This window comes from Mesorhizobium sp. M8A.F.Ca.ET.057.01.1.1, from assembly GCF_003952565.1.
Taxonomy (GTDB): Bacteria; Pseudomonadota; Alphaproteobacteria; order Rhizobiales; family Rhizobiaceae; genus Mesorhizobium.
This window is the reverse complement of sequence record NZ_CP034454.1, coordinates 1,520,573-1,537,558: the sequence shown is the minus strand read 5'-3', so window position 1 is coordinate 1,537,558 and position 16,986 is coordinate 1,520,573. Positions and strand designations below refer to the sequence as shown.

Sequence of the window (16,986 nt, the reverse complement as noted above, 5' to 3'; positions counted from 1 at the left end):
GGCCTACCTTTTCAGGAGTTTTTCCCGATTGTAGAATTTTGTTTCTGGATTGTGTCTGGCCCGGCTGTGCCAGGCTGGCCGTCGCTTTCCATGTGGAGAAGGCGGAATTCATTCTCCCTTGAAAAGCAAGGCACTGGCCAACATATGGCCCGAATTCTATCGTGTGGCTCACCAGCCAAGAATGGCTTGGCCGGCAAACCAGACAGGGCAGCTGTGAAATCCGATGCGCACATACTGATCGTCGACGACGACAAGGGCATCCGCGACCTGCTTCAGGAGTTCTTCCAGAAGCGGGGCCTTCACACCTCGGTTGCCGCCGACGGCAACGAGATGGAGGCCATTCTGCACCGCTCGCAGGTGGACCTCATCGTGCTCGACGTGATGCTGCCCGGCAGGAGCGGGCTGGAACTGTGCCGCGACCTGCGCGCCCAGTATACGACGCCTATCATCATGCTGACCGCCGTCACCGAGACAACGGACCGTGTCGTCGGCCTCGAGATGGGCGCCGACGACTACGTGCCCAAACCCTTCGACCCGCGCGAATTGCTGGCCCGCATCCGCGCCGTGCTGCGGCGCAATGGCACCGCCGAGCCCAAGCGCGCCACCACCAAGCAGATTTACCACTTCGCCGGCTGGACGATGGACTGCTCGCGGCGCCGGCTGACCGCGCCCGACGACGTCAGGGTCGAACTGACCATGGCCGAGTTCAACCTCCTGCAGACCTTCGTCAAGAGCGCCCAGCGCGTGCTGACGCGCGACCAGCTCATCGAACTGTCCGGCGGCGACAGCGACTATTCCTTCGACCGCAGCATCGACATCCTGGTCAGCCGGTTGCGGCGCAAGATGGAAGATGATCCCAAGACGCCCAAACTGATCCTCACCGTGCGCAGCGGCGGCTACCAGTTCCTGCCCGAGACGACCTCCGAATGAGACGTTTCCTGCCGCAGACCTTGCCTGTCTGGGTGCTGCTGATCGTCATTGCCGGCCTGCTGATCAGCCAGGTCGCGACGCTCTACATCGTGTCGCGTGACCGCGCCGCCGCCAATGACGTCGTGGACCTCTACCGCCTCAACGACCGCGCCTTCTCGCTCGTGCAATTGATGAGCGGTGCCACGCCGGAGGAGCGCAAGACGACCGCCGCGGGCCTGTTCAATTCGACATACGCGCTCACCGTCTCCGACACGCCCGCCGTCACCTCCTCGATCGCCGGCGACGACGAACTGGCCGAGCTCGAGGACATCCTCGTCGGCCGGCTCTCGAAGTTCGGCATCACCGACGCGCGCGTGCGCCGCGATCCGGCGACGCGCGAGGCCGACGACGCCGACGGCATGGTGTCCGGCCCTGATATCGGCCAGGTCGAGCGCGATCTTCTGGTGCTGGCCGCCAACTTTGCCCAGAGCGACAAGCTGACCGCCTCGCTGCGCTTCGCCGACGGTCAGTGGCTGAATTTCACCGAACCGATCACGCCCGTCGGCCCGATCCTGAGCATCGACAGCCTGCCGCTCTATGCGCTGATCGCCGGGCTGGTGGTGATCATGTCGATCTGGTCGCTGCGCCGGCTGACCGCGCCCTACCGGATGATGGAAACCGCCGTCAACCGGATCGGCAATGATCTCAAGAGTCCGCCGGTCACCGAGAGCGGCAGCCGTGAGGTGCGTGCCGCCGCCAGGGCGATCAACGCCATGCAGAAGAGGCTGCGCGAATATGTCGAGGACCGCGAGCACCTCGCGGCGGCCCTTGCGCATGACCTGCGCACGCCGATGACAAGGATGCGGCTGCGTCTGGAACTGTTGCGCAGATCACCGGCGCGCGAAGCGCTCGCCCACGATCTCGCCGACATCGAAAGCATCGCGAGCTCGGTGATAGACTTCGCCAAATTCGAGGTCACGGAAGAGAAGGCCGAGAGGATCGATTTCTGGTCACTCGTGGAATCGATCGCCGACAGCTACGAGACCGTTTCCTTCGACAATGACGACACCCGCTCACGCGGCCTGATCTGCATGGCGCGGCCGGTGGCGCTCAAGCGCTGCGTCACCAATCTGGTGCAGAACGCCGTCACCTACGGCAAGCATGCGCATCTCAGCCTCAGCCGCTCGGACGGCACGATCACGCTCTCCATCCGCGACGAAGGGCCGGGCATACCCCAAGCCCAGATCGACGCCGTGTTCGGCTCCTTCGTGCGCCTCGAACACTCCCGCAACCGCCAGACCGGCGGGCTCGGGCTTGGGCTGACCATCGCCCGCAACATCGCGCGGGCGGCAGGCGGCGAAGTCCGCCTGTCCAACCATCCGGATGGTGGCCTGCTGACAGAGCTGCGCCTGCCGCTGGCGGCTTAAGCCTATCGCCGCAGCACCGCGCTCAGCACATCACGGACGCCGATCGCGCCGACAAAGCGCGACTGGTCATCGAACAGCGCCACCGGTGCGGTCTGCGAGCGGTGCATGGCCAGCATCACGGTTTTCAGCGACGTGCCTGGATTGGCCCAGAACACCTGTCCTGCTTCTTCGGGCTGGCCTTCGATTTCGGCGCACGATGTCCACACCGCCGGCTTGCCGTCGCGTTCGGCCGCCGCCACCAGCCCGTGCTCGTCGATCTTGAAACGGGTCGTCTTGCGTCGGTCGAGCCACACCCAGCCGTCCGTGCCCTGTTCGAGATCGCGGCGGTCGCGCATCACGTTCCATGCGGTCAACACCGAGAGTGGGTTCACATTGGCGATGAAGTCGCGGACATAGTCGTTGGCGGGCCGTAGCACGATGTCTTCCGGCGCGCCTGTCTGCACGATACGGCCGCCCTCCATGATGGTGATGTGGCTGCCGATCTTCAGCGCTTCCTCGAGGTCGTGGCTGACGAAGATGATGGTCTTCTTCAGCTCCGCCTGCAGTTGCAGAAGTTCGTCCTGCAGCTTGGTGCGGATCAGCGGGTCGAGAGCCGAGAACGGCTCGTCCATCAACAGGATAGGCGCCTCGGTCGCGAAGGCACGCGCCAGGCCGACGCGCTGCTGCATGCCGCCCGAAAGCTCATGGGCGTATTTGTTCGACCATTGATCGAGGTTGACCAGCTTGAGCTGCCGATGCACCCGCTCCTTGCGCTCGGCATCCGGCACGCCGGCGAGTTCGAGACCGAGGCCGACATTCTCCTCCACCGTGCGCCACGGCAGGAGGCCGAACTGCTGGAACACCATCGCCACCTGCTTCTGTCGCAGCCGCCGCAAGGTCGGCTCGTCGCAGGTGACGACGTCGACCGTACGGTCGCCATCCTTGACCAGCACCTGGCCGCGCGACACCACGTTGAGCCGGTTGACCGCGCGAAGCAGCGTCGACTTGCCGGAGCCCGACAGGCCCATCAGCACCGAGATTTCGCCTTCATGCACGGTGAGGCTGGCGCCGGCGCAGCCGAGCACATTGCCGGTCTTCTCGAGGATCTCGGCCCGGGTAGCGCCCTTGTCGATCATCGCCAGCGAGCCGGCCTGGTCGGCGCCGAAGACGATATCGACATTCCTGAAATCGACGGCGACGGTCATTTCTTGCCTCCAACGCCAATGCGGGTCATCCGGTCGAGCACGATGGCGAGCACGACGATAGCGAGACCGGCCTCAAGGCCAAGGTCGATGCGGCGCGAGCCGAGCGCCCGGTTGATTTCCGTGCCCAGACCACCGGCGCCGATCAAGGCCGCGAACACCACCATCGACAGCGACAGCATGATCGACTGCGTCAGTCCCGCCATGATGGTGGGCAGCGCCGAAGGCAGCTCGACCTTCCACAACAGCTGGCTCTTGGTGGCGCCGAAGGCCTCGCCGGCCTCGATGATCGACTTCGGCACCGAGACGACGCCGAGATGGGTGAGCCTGACCGCGGTCGGGATGACGAAAATGATGGTGACGATCAAGCCGGGCGCGTTGCCAAGGCCGAACAGCGTCAGCACCGGGATCAGGTAGACGAAGGTCGGCAGTGTCTGCATCAGGTCGAGCACCGGCAGCATGACGCGGTAGACCTTCGGCTTGTGCGCCGCCCAGATGCCGAGCGGCACGCCGATGGCCATCGCCATGGCGGCGGCGGCCACGACCAGCACCAGCGTCTGCACCGTCTGTTTCCAGAGGTTCTGGTTGATGATGAAGATCAGGCCGAGGAAAACCCCGATGGCGAGCGGCCGTGAGCGCTGCAGCAGCCAGGCGACGACGGCGATCACCAAGGCGAGCAGCACGGGCGGCACCATCAGCAGGATCTCGACCAGCCCGTCGAGGATGAAATTCAGGCCATTCGAAAACGCCCTGAACACAGTGTCGAAATGGTCGGTGAGGAACCCGAAGAAAGCCTTGCCCCAGGGCCCGATGGGAATCTTGTAGTCGACCAGGAATTTGGAAATCGGATCCATCTTGCCCCTCTTTGGCCTGCGCCGTCCTTGCCGGACGGTCATCTTCTCACAGCATATGAAAAAGGGCAGCCTTTTCCAGTGGCTGCCCTGTTTTTGAGGTCATGCCGAAATCAAAGCCGGCTTAGCCTCCGAGCGCGGTCTTGACCGCCGCCGCGGCGTCGCCACCGTCGAAGGTGGTCACGCCGGCGATCCAGGGCTTGACCGCATCCGGATTTTTCTTCAGCCAGTCGGTCGCCACCTTGTTGGCATCGCTGCCCTTCAGGATGGCGTCCATCATCTGGCCTTCCATATCCAGATTGAACTTCAGGTTGGTGATGAACTTGCCGACGTTCGGGCATTCGGTCGTGTAGCCCTTGCGCACGTTGGTCGAGACGGTGGCGGCGCCGAAACCGCTGTCGCCCATGCCGTCGAGGTAGGTGATCTTCATGGCGCCCATCACCGGATGCGGCGTCCAGCCGAGGAAGGCGATCCACTCATTGTTCTTCATCGACTGCTCGGCCTGCGTCAGCATGCCGGCCTCCGAGGATTCGACCAGTTCGAACCCGTCGAGATTGTCCTTCGGGTTCTTGATCATGTCGAGGATGATGCGATTGCCGTCATTGCCGGCCTCGATGCCGTAGATCTTGCCGTTGAACTTGTCCTTGAATTTGCCGAGATCGGTTAGCGTCTTGACGCCGGCATCCGCGACATAGGTCGGCACGACGATGCCGTAACCGGCGCCGGCCAGGTTCTGGCTCACGGTCTCGACCGAACCGTCGGCCGTGTAGTCCTTGATGTCGTTGGTCATCGACGGCATCCAGTTGCCGAGGAAGACGTCGAGGTCCTTGTTCTTCAGCGACGCATAGGTCACCGGAACCGAGAGCTGGATCACCTGCGGCTCGTAGCCGAGCGCGGTGAGCAGCACCGAGGCCAGCCCGGTGGTGGCCTGGATGTCGGTCCAGCCGACATCGGAGAGGCGAACCGCCTTGCAACTTGCCGGATCACCGGCGAAGGCGGCGCTCGTGGACAACAAAGCCGCCAAGCCGAGGCCTGCGACGAAGGAATTCATACGCGACATCTGTATTCTCCCATTGCGATTCTTTGGCGAAGCGAAGTTACGGTTTTTGTGTCCGCCTTGTTTCGTCAGCCAAACACCATTCTGGAGTGGTTTCAAGCGCTAAGACAATCACGATCAACGGCGCTGGCTGGCCAATCAGCGACACCGCTGACGCTTTCCGTGCCAGGCTCAAGCGCAATCTGCCTCGGCAACGGCGGCTTTTTCAGGGAATGCGGCGGCGCCCCCTCCCCGCGCGGCGGCAAGTCGGCTTAAAAGGGCGGCATGGCCAAGCTTTACTTCCATTACGCGACGATGAACGCCGGCAAGACGACCATGCTGCTGCAGGCATCGTATAATTACCGCGAGCGCGGGATGACGACGATGCTGTTCGTCGCCGGCCATTACCGCAAGGGCGACACCGGTCTGATCTCGTCGCGCATCGGGTTGGAGACGGAAGCCGAGATGTTCCGCGACGGCGACGACCTGTTCGCCCGCGTGGCCGAGCATCACCAGCACACTGCGGTGCATTGCATCTTCGTCGACGAGGCGCAGTTCCTGGAGGAGGAGCAGGTCTGGCAGCTTGCCCGCATCGCCGACCGGCTCAACATCCCGGTCATGTGCTATGGCCTGCGCACCGATTTCCAGGGCAAGCTGTTTCCCGGCTCGCGCGCGCTGCTGGCGATCGCCGACGATCTGCGTGAAGTGCGCACCATCTGCCGCTGCGGCCGCAAGGCGACCATGGTCGTGCGCCTCGGCCCCGACGGCAAGGTGGCCCGGCAGGGCGAACAGGTGGCGATCGGCAAGGATGTCTATGTCTCGCTCTGTCGCCGCCACTGGGAAGAGGAAATGGGCCGCGCCGCACCCGACGACTTCATCGGCTTTGTCAGCGGTTGAAACGGAGGCCCGCTGGACGTCGGCATCGGGTAGCCGGCTGCCACCTCTTGCAGCCACGCCATTCTATGGTGCCTTTGTTAAGGTCAGCGCCGTATTTTCCCGCGCTCAGCCAGAACTCTCCGGGGTCAGCCATGCTTCGAGCCGTCTTGTCCGCCAGCCTTCTTTTGCTTGCCACTTCTGTTGCAGCCCAGGCCGGGGGCGATCCTGTGCTGGGCAAACATGTTTTCAACCGGTGCATGGCCTGTCATGAGGCGGCGACCGACCGCGACAAGGTCGGGCCGCATCTGATGGGCGTCGTCGGCCGCAAGGCGGGGACCGCCGAAAGCTTCCTCGGCCATTATTCGGATGCCATGAAGAGCGCGGGTGCCGCCGGCCTCTTCTGGGACGAGGCAAATCTTGCCGAATACCTCAAATCGCCCAAGCTGAAGGTGCCCGGCAACAGGATGGCCTTTGGCGGGCTGAGCAATGACGACGACATCGCCAACGTCATCGCCTATCTGAAAGCTGATCCCAAGCCCTGAGCAGACGCCATTCGTTGTCGGGCGGGCCGACTGGTGCCGCCGTGTCGGGGCTGCAAATGGCCAGTTGTTGTCGAGTTTCAGAACGATCCGCTTCGGCCTCGACTGATTGCTTTGCCGGCATGAAAGTTCAAAATCAGCTGAACCAGGCTTGGCCGGCCAGTTGATCCCGCCATGACCACGGCTCCATTGCCTTTCAAGGGTTCGGCCGAATATTTGTTTTCGCGCCGCGCACTCTCTTCACGTCTTTCAATCCCCTGATACCCCACATATATTCGCCGCTGTTCGCAACCAGCGAGCGGAAGCCGAAGCGGGAGGCCCCTATGGCGACATTGCAGAATTTCGATGCCGAAATTGCCAAGACCAAGCAGGTCGTCCAGGATATGCGCACCAAGATCGAGCAATCCGGCACCGTGCTCGACACGCTCGCCACCGCCGACAAGAAGATCGGCGACGCCAATTTCGACATCGAGAACGCCCGCATCGAGGATGTGCTGAAGCAGCAGAAGGTGATGGAAGGCAACATCGCCGACCTGATCATCGGCCTCGAGGACGCCACCAATGTCTTCGGCGCCGAGTTCGAGAGCATGAAGAACTACACCGGCTGGGAAAACTTCGTCGGCGTTTTTTCGGCGCAGCGCAAGCAGCGCATGCGCACCGACCGCGTGCGCAACATGTCGCTCGCCGGCAATTTGCAGGAACTGCTGGCCAAGTCCGACACCATCGTCGGCATATTGAAGGCGCAGAAGGAAGTTCTCGACCAGCGTTACAAGACCTCCGAGGCCAGCCTGTCGCAGGTTATCGAACGCCGCAAGACCACCATGACCAACCTCGAAGCCGTGCAGAAGCGCATCGAGGAGCTCAACCCGATGCTGCTCGACATCGAGAACAAGATCGCCGCCTCGACCAGCCAGAAGGACCGCACGCAGCTTGAGGGCGAGCGCTCCAAGCTCGCCACTGAATACAATGAAAAGCAGGCCAAGGAGCAGGAGTTGCTGGCCGAAAGCCAGACGCTGGAGCGCTACACCTCCATGTTCCAGACCTTCGTCGATTCGCTGAACAACCAGATCGCCGCGCAGTCGACGCTGATCAACAAGCTGACCATCGATACCGAGCAGCGCATCGTGCTCTACAAGGCTTTGGAAGATTCCCTGAAGACCGCCGCGCAGCAGGACGTCGCCCACAAGATCAACACGCTGGGCAGCCAGGTCGACAACACCGCCGAGGAAACCATGGCCGGCATCGGCGCCGCCTCGCAGAAGCACATTGGTGACCTGCTCGAGATGCACGAGAAGAACATGGTCGCCAGCGCCGACATCCAGCGCCGCAAAAAGCTGGCCGACGATGCCTTCGCCCGCCGCTTCGACGAGGTGCTGAAGAAGCACAATTCGGCCAACTACGTGCAGTCATAATTGCCGCACGCACCGGTGCGACAATCGCAGGGCTGACAGCATGACCCCCGAAAACGACGCGGCGGCGCGGTATTTCTCGGCAATCACGGCCGCGCTCAGCGGCCTTGAAGTGTTCATGCGCGACGACCGCTCGCCGCTCTACCGGCACGGCATCGTCGCCAGGATCGTTGCCGAATACATCGCCCGGCTCGACAAGTCCTTTTCCTGCTGGCGCAACCGGCTGGGCTTCATGGACACGTTCCGCATTTCGCGCGCCGAGAGCGGCTATCCGGTGTTCCAGAACCTGCTTGAACTGGAAAACGACCGCCGCCAGGCCGACAGCCGGCTCGCCAACATTCCCCAGGCCGGCGAACTGCGCGAGGAGATGGCCGACTTCATCCTGCGCCACAAGGAGTTCCCCGAGGCGCTGCAGAAATCGATGGCCGAGCGGCTCTATCTCGAGGATGTCAAAAGCGAGCAGACCTTCGGTCCGTTCACGCTGGCGCAGACAGCCAAGGTGTCGGTCAATCCGAAGACGGCGCGGCCTTATTACCTGGTCCACTGGGCGACCTTCGACGGCAGCGCCAACCTGCCCTTGATCTACATGGTGACTGTGGAGGATTCTTCGGAAAGCATGGTCAGCCAGCTTGTCGACCGGAGCGGCAAGCTCAACGACAAGGTCGACATTCCGCTGCCAGTCGACGGTCTGCTCAACCCCGAGCTTGCCCACCGCTTCGACGATTTCACCGAGAAGAATTCGGCCTATACGCTGTCGCCGGCGACCATCGCGGTCAACCTCGACAAGGATTTCGAGCCACTGCACCCCAAGCAGTTGAGGCGCGTGGTGCTCGGCCCCTTCTATTCGGCAGGCATCACCGACAACAATTCGACGGTGACGGAAGTGCTGGCCAAGGTGCGCAAGCCCGAAAACGCCTGGCTTTTGACCTGGACCATCCAGGAGGTCTACTCCAAGGGCGAGAAGCCCGGCCGCAAGGGCCTGTTCTCCAGCGAGAAGACGACGCAGGAATTCTTCATCAACACCGACGACCTCGAAGCCGCCCGTCAGGGCGTGTCGAGCTACGAAAACCACGCGCTGATCCCGCACGAGGCCTACCAGGCGCTCTACGCCGCCGGCGAAGCACAGAAGATCTTCGGCGGCTACAAGGTTCACATCCTGTCGAATGGGCAGGTGATATCGGATGTCTAGGAACCTGCTTTGCGTCATTGAAAGCCACACAGCACCGAGGCGCCAGCAATGACCGCCGCAGCTAATATATCCAGCAAGAAGCGGCAGCTCGATGCTCTGAAGAGGAGAGTTCGGCCCGGCGCCCTGGAAGGCTTGGAACACAGCCAGCGTATCGACATAACGTACACGTCGAACGCGATCGAGGGAAACACGCTGACGGCGGGCGAGACGGCCCTCGTTCTGGAAAAAGGCATCACGATCAGTGGCAAGCCGCTCAAGGATCACCTCGAGGCAATCGACCACGCGCGCGCATTGAGTTGGGTACTCGAAATCGCTTCAAAGGACGACCATCCGATCATGGAGGCGGACATCCGCAATCTTCATCATCTGGTCGTGGCGAATTCCAAGCCGGAGATAGCAGGCCAATACGCCGACAGCGCTCGTTACGTGAATACGAATGTCGGCGTATTCAATTTTCCCGCCCCCGTGGAGATTCCAGCGCTGATGGAGGTTTTTTGCCGGTGGTTGAGCGCAACGCCAAGCACGCCACGAACTGCCTTCGAGGCTCATCGGCGCTTTGTCGCCATTCACCCGTTCAATGACGGCAACGGACGTACAGCGCGCCTTTTGATGAATCTGGTGCTGGCACGCGGTGGATACCCGCCGGTAGCGATCCGCCCGGAAGATCGCCCCGATTACATTGCAGCGCTTGAGATCGACCAGGGCGGCGGCGGACACGTCGCTTTCGACAAGCTGCTTTTCGAAAGGCTGGATCAGACTTTGGACATCTATCTGGACGCAGCGCGTCAGGCGCAGGATCGTTCTGCGGAAGCCGGGAAAGTAATCCCGATAAGGAGCTGACCATGGACACCGGCCTGACCACCATCCCGGAAGCGGCGATCGAAAAGCACCGCGCCACCGCGCAGAGCTTCATCACCCGCATCGTCGTGCTGGAGGATCCCTCGCGCGAATCCGGCACAGCGCTTGCCGGCACCAACCGGCGTTTCGTCTCCACCGTCTCGGTCGGCTCGGTGCGCCGCACCCGTGAGGTCGAGCTGTCGAAGACCGTCGGGGCCGTCCATCCCGACGACCAGTTGCTGACCATCCCGCAGCACACGCTTCTCTTTCGCGCCCGGCGCGGCACGGCCATCGCGCTGGCGGTATCGGACGTGTTCGCCGAAGGTTCCGATCTCGAAAGCCTGCAGGCCAGGAACACCCGCGCCCCGCTCGAAGGCGACGAGGCGTCCGCCTTCAAGAAACACCTGTCGGCTTCGGCCTATATTTCGGCCTTCAGCCTCGCCTCCTATCTGTTCCAGCTCATCGACAGCGACCGCGAGGCGCCAAACGACATCCCCGAGCCGGACTTCCTGTTCGACACGCCGCAGGATGCGGTGAAGTCGATCCTGGCCGGCCTGGACAAGGCAATAGCAGGCGCATCCGACGACACCGACCTGATGACCAGGGCGCGTGCCTTTGCCCGCATCGCCATCGACGGGCTTTTGGCGCGCAAGGGCCGCTTCGACGGCATCGGCCCGTTCGAGAACGCCCATATCCGCATCGACGCCGATGACTTCACCCTCGACGGCTTCGATGTCGCGCCGGGCAAACGCTCGAAGCCGCTGGTGATGACCTTCAAGACGCCGGAAGAGGTCGTCGGCAACCACATCGCCAAATACCAGTCGGTCAAGCTCGCCAAGATGCTGATGGCCTATGATTTCGGGCGTGAGCTGAACCCTTTCGTGGAACTCGGCGGCTTCCTGTTCACCTTCATCGGCGACGGCGCGCCCGGCACCGGCAAGACGACGCTGATCCAGATGATCGCCGGCCTCGTCAACGGCTATTGCCAGGTCGCCGGCTATCCCTTCGCCTATGAGAATTTCGGCGTCGACCAGATTTCGTCCTACCAGGGCAAGTCGGGCCAGAACTGCCGCCAGTTCATCAACAATGTCTTGAACCCGCGCGTCATCGGCTTCGGCACCATCGACGACATCGACCAAGTGGCCGCCAGACGCTCCGACGACCGCGCCTCGGCCGGCCAGCAGGAGATCACCGGCGTCCTGATGGATGCGTTCGCGGGTGCCGCCACCGTGGTGCGCGGCAATTGCTCGTTCGGCATGTTTTCCAATTATCCCGAGAACGTCGACGATGCACTGCGCCAGCGCGCCGGCGCCCGCTGGCTGGTCGACGGGCCACAGACGCGTGACGACTATATCGACATTTTCGTGCTGCTCGCCGGCAAGAACCACGAGATCCCTCTGGGCAAGCACGAGCTCTACGCAGCGCAGGAAATCCAGCGCGCCGTGACCGAGGCCTATGAGGAGCATGAAAAGCCGCAGGAGGACGGGCTGATGCGGGTCTATGAGCGCTACATGAAGGAAAACGGCGCGCCCAGGACCATGGCCGACATCGGCACCTACCTGCACCTGATCAAGGACGCCGAGCCGCGCTTCACCGGCCGCGCCATCAAGAACGTCACCGACGCCATCAAGATGCGCGCCATGGACATCGAGCTTCCGGACGACTGGTTCGAGAAGCCGGAAGCCTTCATGCACAAGAGCTACGACGACAAGAAAGCCATGATCGAGGAACTGCGCGGCCCGTTCTCGATGGACATGGTCATGCAGGAGATCAACCGCTACGCCGACAGCGAGTTCCGGTATTCCGACAAATCCGACGATGCCGCGGTGGAAAAGCTGTTGCGTGACGCAAGGCTGCGCGAACGCGCTGCGCGTGAGATGGAGGAGATGAAGAAGAAGGGTCTGTGGAATGCGTAAGGCACGCCAGCCCTCCCTTCTCCCCATGTGGGAGAAGGTGTCGCCGAAGGCGACGGATGAGGGGTGCTCCAGCTTGGCATCGACGGCGATCCGGCCAACACCCCTCATCCGTCTCGGCGCTGCGCGCCGATCCACCTTCTCCCACAAGGGGAGAAGGGAAGCCCGCGCTCCTCATCCGCCCTTCGGGCACCTTCTTCCCGTGAACGGGGAGAAGGCAAAATGAGCAAAAAACCCGACCTCCTTCGCGACAACGAGCTCATCTACGGCCGTTTGCTCACCGTCGACGAAGCCCATCTCATCCAGCGCTACAACAAGGCGCTGGCCGCTTTCGGCCTCAAGCCGACCAAGCTGAAGAGCTTCCAAATCGACCGCACCGGCTTTTCTCCCGAAGTGGCCGAGGAGTGTGGCGACTACGACTATCTCGATCCCAATGAGGTCAACCGCCGCTTCATCATCCTGACGCCGTCGCAGATCGACCTGCCGGTGGTACACACCGCCTTCTCCAACACCTCGCAACTGATGTTCGAGTTCATGTCCAGGAACCAGCGTGCCATCGACGCGCTGACCATCAAGGACGTCATTTACGGCGAGATCGAGGATTCCGTTCCCAAGGTCAACGACATCGAGGATCTGCTGTCGATCAACCAGGTCGAGTTCAAGGTGCTGTCGGCCGAGAACGTGCTGGGCAAAGCCGCGGAACTCGGCAAGCTCGTCGACCGGCTGAAGCAGGAGCCCGACGCCTGGCGCGACAATGCCATGCTGACCCGCATGGTCGAACTCGCCAAGGTCTGCGGCGACATCCGCGAGAACGCGCTGGTGCCGGACCAGGTGATCTTCCGCCACAACGCCTACTGGACCAGCCATTTCGGCGGGCTCTACGTGTTCGTCGATCCCGACATGACGACGGTGATCAGCGATCCGGCCGCCCCCGGCTTCCGCCGCTCGCGGCCCTGGCAGGTGAGCTATCTCTCCATCAAGGACGCCGACAAGGTGTTCAAATTTCTGGCAGCCACCGGCCGTATCGAACTGCCGCGCGCCTCCTGGATCGAGGCCTCGGGCTACCTCGAGCATCGCGCCGAAATGGTGGTGCGCGCGCTGATCCGCGACGCCGAGCCGGACCGCAATTTGACCGATGTCGACAAGGTCTGGCTGCAGACCTGGATCCAGAGCCACGCCGATCTAATCACCAAGGACGGCAATTTCCCCTTCCTCAACGCCGCCAAGCGCGAGATCGCACAGCTCGGCCACCTCAAGATCGACGATGTCTTCCCCCAGCAGCGCTTCCTGGTGGTCCGCGCCAAGCCGGACCACCCCGACGCCTGGCTGACCAACCGGCTGATCTCGGATTTCGTGCCGTCGGACTTCGTCTCGCGCTACATCTTCAACAAGGACGGCTTCTACAAGGACTATGACGGCTTCAGCGACGCCTGGCGATCGCATGTTGTGGACGTTCTGAAAACCACATATTTGAAGGACAAGGTGGCGTTTCGCACACGCCTCTACGGCCTGACCGACTAGAACGAAATGAACCGTCATTCCGTTCTAACTTATTGTTTTGGTGCATGATGTTATCCGAAAAGTCTGCAACTTTTTGGCATCATGTTGAGGGGGTGACATCGCCATGCTCGATCCGATCGTGAACTTCTTCACCCGGATTTTCCAGTGGATCGGCCGCGGCATCGGCTTTCTGATCGGCGTCATCCTGTGGCCCTTCATGTGGGCCGGGCGCTGGTACGGGCAGCGCGGCTGGATCCTGAAGGCGGTGGTCGGCCTGGTCCTTTTGGTGCTGATCGGCCTTTACGCCAACTTCTTCTACGCCACCCAGTGGTGGAACAATTTCAACCCGAACTATCCGGACACCTATACGTTCGAGAAGCGCAATGTTTCGGCCGGTGAGCAGGTCGCCGCCGGCACCGGCACGGACACGGCCAAGACTTGCGGCAACTCCGGCATCGCCCAGGTGGCGGCGGACCTGACGGACTTCAACGTCAACCAGAATGCCTGGATTTCGTCGATGATCCTCTACAAGCTCGGCCTGTTCGGCATCGACTGGGACAGCACCCCGTGGATGGACAACAAGGCCTCTTTCCAGCGCGGCATCAACCAGGCGGTGCGGCGCACCGCGACCGAGCTTGCCGACAATCTCGGCCGCGTCCGCACGACCTCGCAGATCGACGCCGACCTGCAGGACGCGCGCGGCAATCTGCAGTTCGACGAGTACACCTGGTATTTCGGCGTGAGTCCGTTCGGGCCGAAGACGCCGACGCCGAGCTACTATCGCGACGCGGTGCGCAAGCTGCGTTCGTTCAACGCCCGGCTTGCCACCTGCCAGGCCACTTTCGATGCCCGCGCCGACAATCTGAAGCAGTATATCGACCGCATCGCCAGTGACATCGGCTCGACTTCCGCCATCCTCAAGGAGCGCGCCGAGAACCACAACAACGGCTGGTTCGACACCCGCGCCGACGACCGCTACTGGTTCGCCTATGGCCAGCTCTATGCCTATTACGGCCTGATGAAAGGCGCCCAGGCCGATTTCGAGGACGTCCTCAAGGAAAAGCACCTGCAGAGCCTCTGGGATACGATGGACGCGCAGTTCGTGTCGGCCCTGCGTATCCAGCCCTTCATCATCGCCAACGGTCGCGAGGACGGCTGGCTGCTGCCGACGCATCTGACGACGATGGGCTTCTATATCCTGCGGGTGCGCTCCAACATGGTCGAAATCAGCAACGTACTGACGCAGTAACGGCATTCGCGGGCAGCGACGGCCCAATGCATGTCGCCCAAAAGTGATCCCGGTTTTGGGAGAACGACATGCATCGGAGATGGCGAATTTGCGCCGTCGCGTCTGTCGCATTCCGTGCATTGTGCGGCTGTTTTGAGACGGCGGAAGCGCCCCTGCTCTGGCTTCTATACGGCGCGGCAAGCGGAGCCATAAAGAACCGGGGATAGGTCGGCCCGCCGCAGAGGAATTTTCTCTATAGGAAACATAGTTGCATGAAAGTTGACGCAACCGCAGCGACAGGGTTAGATGCCCACGCGTCCGGTTCCAGCCTTCTTGCGAGTGACATCAACCCCGTCCCCTCCACCGTCCAATCCAGAGGAAAGCCGTCATGGCCGAAGTGAAGTCCGACATCGAGATCGCGCGTGGCGCCAAGAAAAAGCAGATCCAGGAGATCGGCCAGAAGATCGGCATCCCGACCGAGCATCTGCTGCCGTACGGCCACGACAAGGCCAAGATCTCAGCCGAGTTCATCAAGTCGGTGAAGGGCAACAAGGACGGCAAGCTGATCCTCGTTACCGCCATCAATCCGACGCCGGCTGGCGAAGGCAAGACCACCACCACCGTCGGCCTCGGCGATGGCCTGAACCGCATCGGCAAGAAGGCGATCGTGTGCATCCGCGAAGCTTCGCTCGGCCCGAATTTCGGCGTCAAGGGCGGGGCTGCAGGCGGCGGCTACGCGCAGGTGGTCCCGATGGAGGACATGAACCTTCACTTCACCGGTGACTTCCACGCCATCACCACGGCGCACAACCTTCTGTCGGCTCTGATCGACAACCACATCTACTGGGGCAATGAACTCGGCATCGACACGCGCCGCGTGGTGTGGCGCCGCGTCATGGACATGAACGACCGGGCGCTGCGCGAGATCATCGCCTCGCTCGGCGGCGTCGCCAACGGTTTCCCGCGCGAAGCCGGCTTCGACATCACCGTCGCCTCCGAAGTCATGGCGATCCTGTGCCTCGCCACCGACCTGAAGGATCTGGAAAAGCGCCTCGGCGACATCATCGTCGCCTATCGCCGCGACAAGACGCCGGTTTTCGCCCGCGACCTGAAGGCCGATGGCGCCATGGCTGTCCTGCTCAAGGACGCCATGCAGCCGAACCTGGTGCAGACGCTGGAGAACAACCCGGCTTTCGTGCATGGCGGCCCGTTCGCCAACATCGCGCATGGCTGCAACTCGGTCGTCGCCACCACCACGGCGCTGAAGCTCGCCGACTACGTCGTCACCGAAGCCGGCTTCGGCGCCGACCTTGGTGCCGAGAAATTCTTCGACATCAAGTGCCGCAAGGCGGGCCTGAAGCCGGCGGCAGCCGTGATCGTCGCCACCGTGCGCGCCATGAAGATGAATGGCGGCGTCAAGAAGGAAGACCTCGGCAAGGAAAACATCGAGGCGGTGAAGAAGGGCTGCGCCAATCTCGGCCGCCACATCGAGAACATCCGCCAGTTCGGCGTGCCGGCGGTGGTTGCCATCAACCACTTCTATTCCGACACCGACGCCGAGATTCAGGCGATGAAGGACTATGTCGCCTCGATGGGCGAAGAGGCTATCCTGTGCAAGCACTGGGCCAAGGGCTCGGCCGGCATCGAGGACCTCGCCAACAAGGTGGTGGCGCTTGCCGAATCCGGCGCCTCGCAGTTCGCGCCGCTCTATCCCGATGCCATGCCGTTGTTCGAGAAGATCAACACCATCGTCCAGCGCATCTATCGCGGCTCGGAGGCGATTGCCGACAAGTCGGTGCGCGACCAGTTGCACGCCTGGGAGCAGGCCGGCTACGGCAATCTACCGGTGTGCATGGCCAAGACCCAGTACTCCTTCTCGACCGACCCGAACCTGCGCGGCGCGCCGACCGGCCACACCGTGCCGGTGCGCGAGGTCAGGCTTTCGGCCGGCGCGGGCTTCGTCGTCATCATCTGCGGCGAGGTCATGACCATGCCTGGCCTGCCAAGCAAGCCGTCGTCGGAAAAGATCTTCCTCAACGAGGCCGGCCAGATCGAAGGTTTGTTCTGATCTTTTGTCCCGACAATTGAAAA

14 protein-coding genes are annotated in these 16,986 nt (G+C 62.4%); 11 read left to right on the top strand and 3 right to left on the bottom strand.

Annotated features, from left to right (window positions below; all coding sequences use genetic code 11):
* Positions 1 to 213: 213 nt before the first annotated feature.
* Together EJ077_RS06835 and EJ077_RS06830 are read left to right on the top strand one after the other, a co-directional pair.
* Complete coding sequence (locus EJ077_RS06835) at positions 214 to 930, top strand: response regulator (protein WP_208702925.1); 717 nt, start codon at positions 214 to 216, stop codon at positions 928 to 930.
* Positions 927 to 2,336 carry an ATP-binding protein gene (locus EJ077_RS06830; RefSeq protein WP_208700658.1) on the top strand — a complete coding sequence of 470 codons (1,410 nt, stop codon included), beginning with the start codon at positions 927 to 929 and terminating at the stop codon, positions 2,334 to 2,336. The genes EJ077_RS06835 and EJ077_RS06830 overlap by 4 nt, the downstream gene beginning before the upstream one ends.
* Before the next feature lie 2 nt (positions 2,337 to 2,338).
* Here the strand turns inward: EJ077_RS06830 and choV are convergent, their stop codons facing one another.
* From choV to EJ077_RS06815, 3 genes are all read right to left on the bottom strand, one after another.
* On the bottom strand, positions 2,339 to 3,520 hold the full coding sequence (choV, locus tag EJ077_RS06825) for a choline ABC transporter ATP-binding protein (protein WP_208700656.1): 1,182 nt from the start codon (positions 3,518 to 3,520) through the stop codon (positions 2,339 to 2,341).
* Entirely contained in the window at positions 3,517 to 4,371 is an 855-nt protein-coding gene (choW, locus tag EJ077_RS06820) for a choline ABC transporter permease subunit (protein WP_208700654.1), read from the bottom strand. The genes choV and choW overlap by 4 nt, the downstream gene beginning before the upstream one ends.
* 121 nt (positions 4,372 to 4,492) lie before the next feature.
* The gene (locus tag EJ077_RS06815; RefSeq protein WP_208700652.1) at positions 4,493 to 5,428 is read right to left on the bottom strand and encodes a choline ABC transporter substrate-binding protein; all 936 of its coding nucleotides are present in this window, start codon (positions 5,426 to 5,428) and stop codon (positions 4,493 to 4,495) included.
* 261 nt (positions 5,429 to 5,689) lie between these two features.
* Here EJ077_RS06815 and EJ077_RS06810 point away from each other — a divergent pair, with 261 nt between their 5' ends.
* The 9 genes from EJ077_RS06810 to EJ077_RS06770 all read left to right on the top strand — a co-directional run bounded on the left by EJ077_RS06810 (position 5,690) and on the right by EJ077_RS06770 (position 16,963).
* Positions 5,690 to 6,301 carry a thymidine kinase gene (locus tag EJ077_RS06810; protein ID WP_127278094.1) on the top strand — a complete coding sequence of 204 codons (612 nt, stop codon included), beginning with the start codon at positions 5,690 to 5,692 and terminating at the stop codon, positions 6,299 to 6,301.
* 131 nt (positions 6,302 to 6,432) lie between these two features.
* Entirely contained in the window at positions 6,433 to 6,822 is a 390-nt protein-coding gene (locus EJ077_RS06805) for a c-type cytochrome (RefSeq protein ID WP_208700650.1), read from the top strand.
* A gap of 320 nt (positions 6,823 to 7,142) precedes the next feature.
* The gene (locus EJ077_RS06800; protein ID WP_027143401.1) at positions 7,143 to 8,231 is read left to right on the top strand and encodes a hypothetical protein; all 1,089 of its coding nucleotides are present in this window, start codon (positions 7,143 to 7,145) and stop codon (positions 8,229 to 8,231) included.
* Positions 8,232 to 8,271: 40 nt separating this feature from the next.
* The gene (locus EJ077_RS06795; protein ID WP_208700648.1) at positions 8,272 to 9,417 is read left to right on the top strand and encodes a hypothetical protein; all 1,146 of its coding nucleotides are present in this window, start codon (positions 8,272 to 8,274) and stop codon (positions 9,415 to 9,417) included.
* Positions 9,418 to 9,465: 48 nt separating this feature from the next.
* Complete coding sequence (locus tag EJ077_RS06790) at positions 9,466 to 10,257, top strand: Fic family protein (protein ID WP_208700646.1); 792 nt, start codon at positions 9,466 to 9,468, stop codon at positions 10,255 to 10,257.
* A 2-nt stretch (positions 10,258 to 10,259) separates the two neighbouring features.
* On the top strand, positions 10,260 to 12,170 hold the full coding sequence (locus EJ077_RS06785; protein ID WP_208700644.1) for an AAA family ATPase: 1,911 nt from the start codon (positions 10,260 to 10,262) through the stop codon (positions 12,168 to 12,170).
* Between the two features lie 219 nt (positions 12,171 to 12,389).
* Positions 12,390 to 13,688 carry a DUF6638 family protein gene (locus EJ077_RS06780; protein ID WP_208700642.1) on the top strand — a complete coding sequence of 433 codons (1,299 nt, stop codon included), beginning with the start codon at positions 12,390 to 12,392 and terminating at the stop codon, positions 13,686 to 13,688.
* A gap of 103 nt (positions 13,689 to 13,791) precedes the next feature.
* Positions 13,792 to 14,916 carry a DUF2333 family protein gene (locus tag EJ077_RS06775; RefSeq protein ID WP_208700640.1) on the top strand — a complete coding sequence of 375 codons (1,125 nt, stop codon included), beginning with the start codon at positions 13,792 to 13,794 and terminating at the stop codon, positions 14,914 to 14,916.
* Positions 14,917 to 15,283: 367 nt separating this feature from the next.
* Positions 15,284 to 16,963, top strand: a complete 1,680-nt coding sequence (locus EJ077_RS06770) for a formate--tetrahydrofolate ligase (protein WP_127869788.1) — start codon at positions 15,284 to 15,286, stop codon at positions 16,961 to 16,963.
* Positions 16,964 to 16,986: the final 23 nt, after the last annotated feature.

Bases quoted from the DNA above. Each gene is read 5' to 3' on its own strand.
- EJ077_RS06795 (WP_208700648.1), top strand. From the start codon at position 8,272: ATGACCCCCGAAAACGACGCGGCGGCGCGGTATTTCTCGGCAATCACG.
- EJ077_RS06780 (WP_208700642.1), top strand. From the start codon at position 12,390: ATGAGCAAAAAACCCGACCTCCTTCGCGACAACGAGCTCATCTACGGC.
- EJ077_RS06810 (WP_127278094.1), top strand. From the start codon at position 5,690: ATGGCCAAGCTTTACTTCCATTACGCGACGATGAACGCCGGCAAGACG.
- EJ077_RS06775 (WP_208700640.1), top strand. From the start codon at position 13,792: ATGCTCGATCCGATCGTGAACTTCTTCACCCGGATTTTCCAGTGGATC.
- EJ077_RS06805 (WP_208700650.1), top strand. From the start codon at position 6,433: ATGCTTCGAGCCGTCTTGTCCGCCAGCCTTCTTTTGCTTGCCACTTCT.
- EJ077_RS06770 (WP_127869788.1), top strand. From the start codon at position 15,284: ATGGCCGAAGTGAAGTCCGACATCGAGATCGCGCGTGGCGCCAAGAAA.
- EJ077_RS06790 (WP_208700646.1), top strand. From the start codon at position 9,466: ATGACCGCCGCAGCTAATATATCCAGCAAGAAGCGGCAGCTCGATGCT.
- EJ077_RS06815 (WP_208700652.1), bottom strand. From the start codon at position 5,428: ATGTCGCGTATGAATTCCTTCGTCGCAGGCCTCGGCTTGGCGGCTTTG.
- choV (WP_208700656.1), bottom strand. From the start codon at position 3,520: ATGACCGTCGCCGTCGATTTCAGGAATGTCGATATCGTCTTCGGCGCC.
- EJ077_RS06785 (WP_208700644.1), top strand. From the start codon at position 10,260: ATGGACACCGGCCTGACCACCATCCCGGAAGCGGCGATCGAAAAGCAC.
- choW (WP_208700654.1), bottom strand. From the start codon at position 4,371: ATGGATCCGATTTCCAAATTCCTGGTCGACTACAAGATTCCCATCGGG.
- EJ077_RS06800 (WP_027143401.1), top strand. From the start codon at position 7,143: ATGGCGACATTGCAGAATTTCGATGCCGAAATTGCCAAGACCAAGCAG.
- EJ077_RS06830 (WP_208700658.1), top strand. From the start codon at position 927: ATGAGACGTTTCCTGCCGCAGACCTTGCCTGTCTGGGTGCTGCTGATC.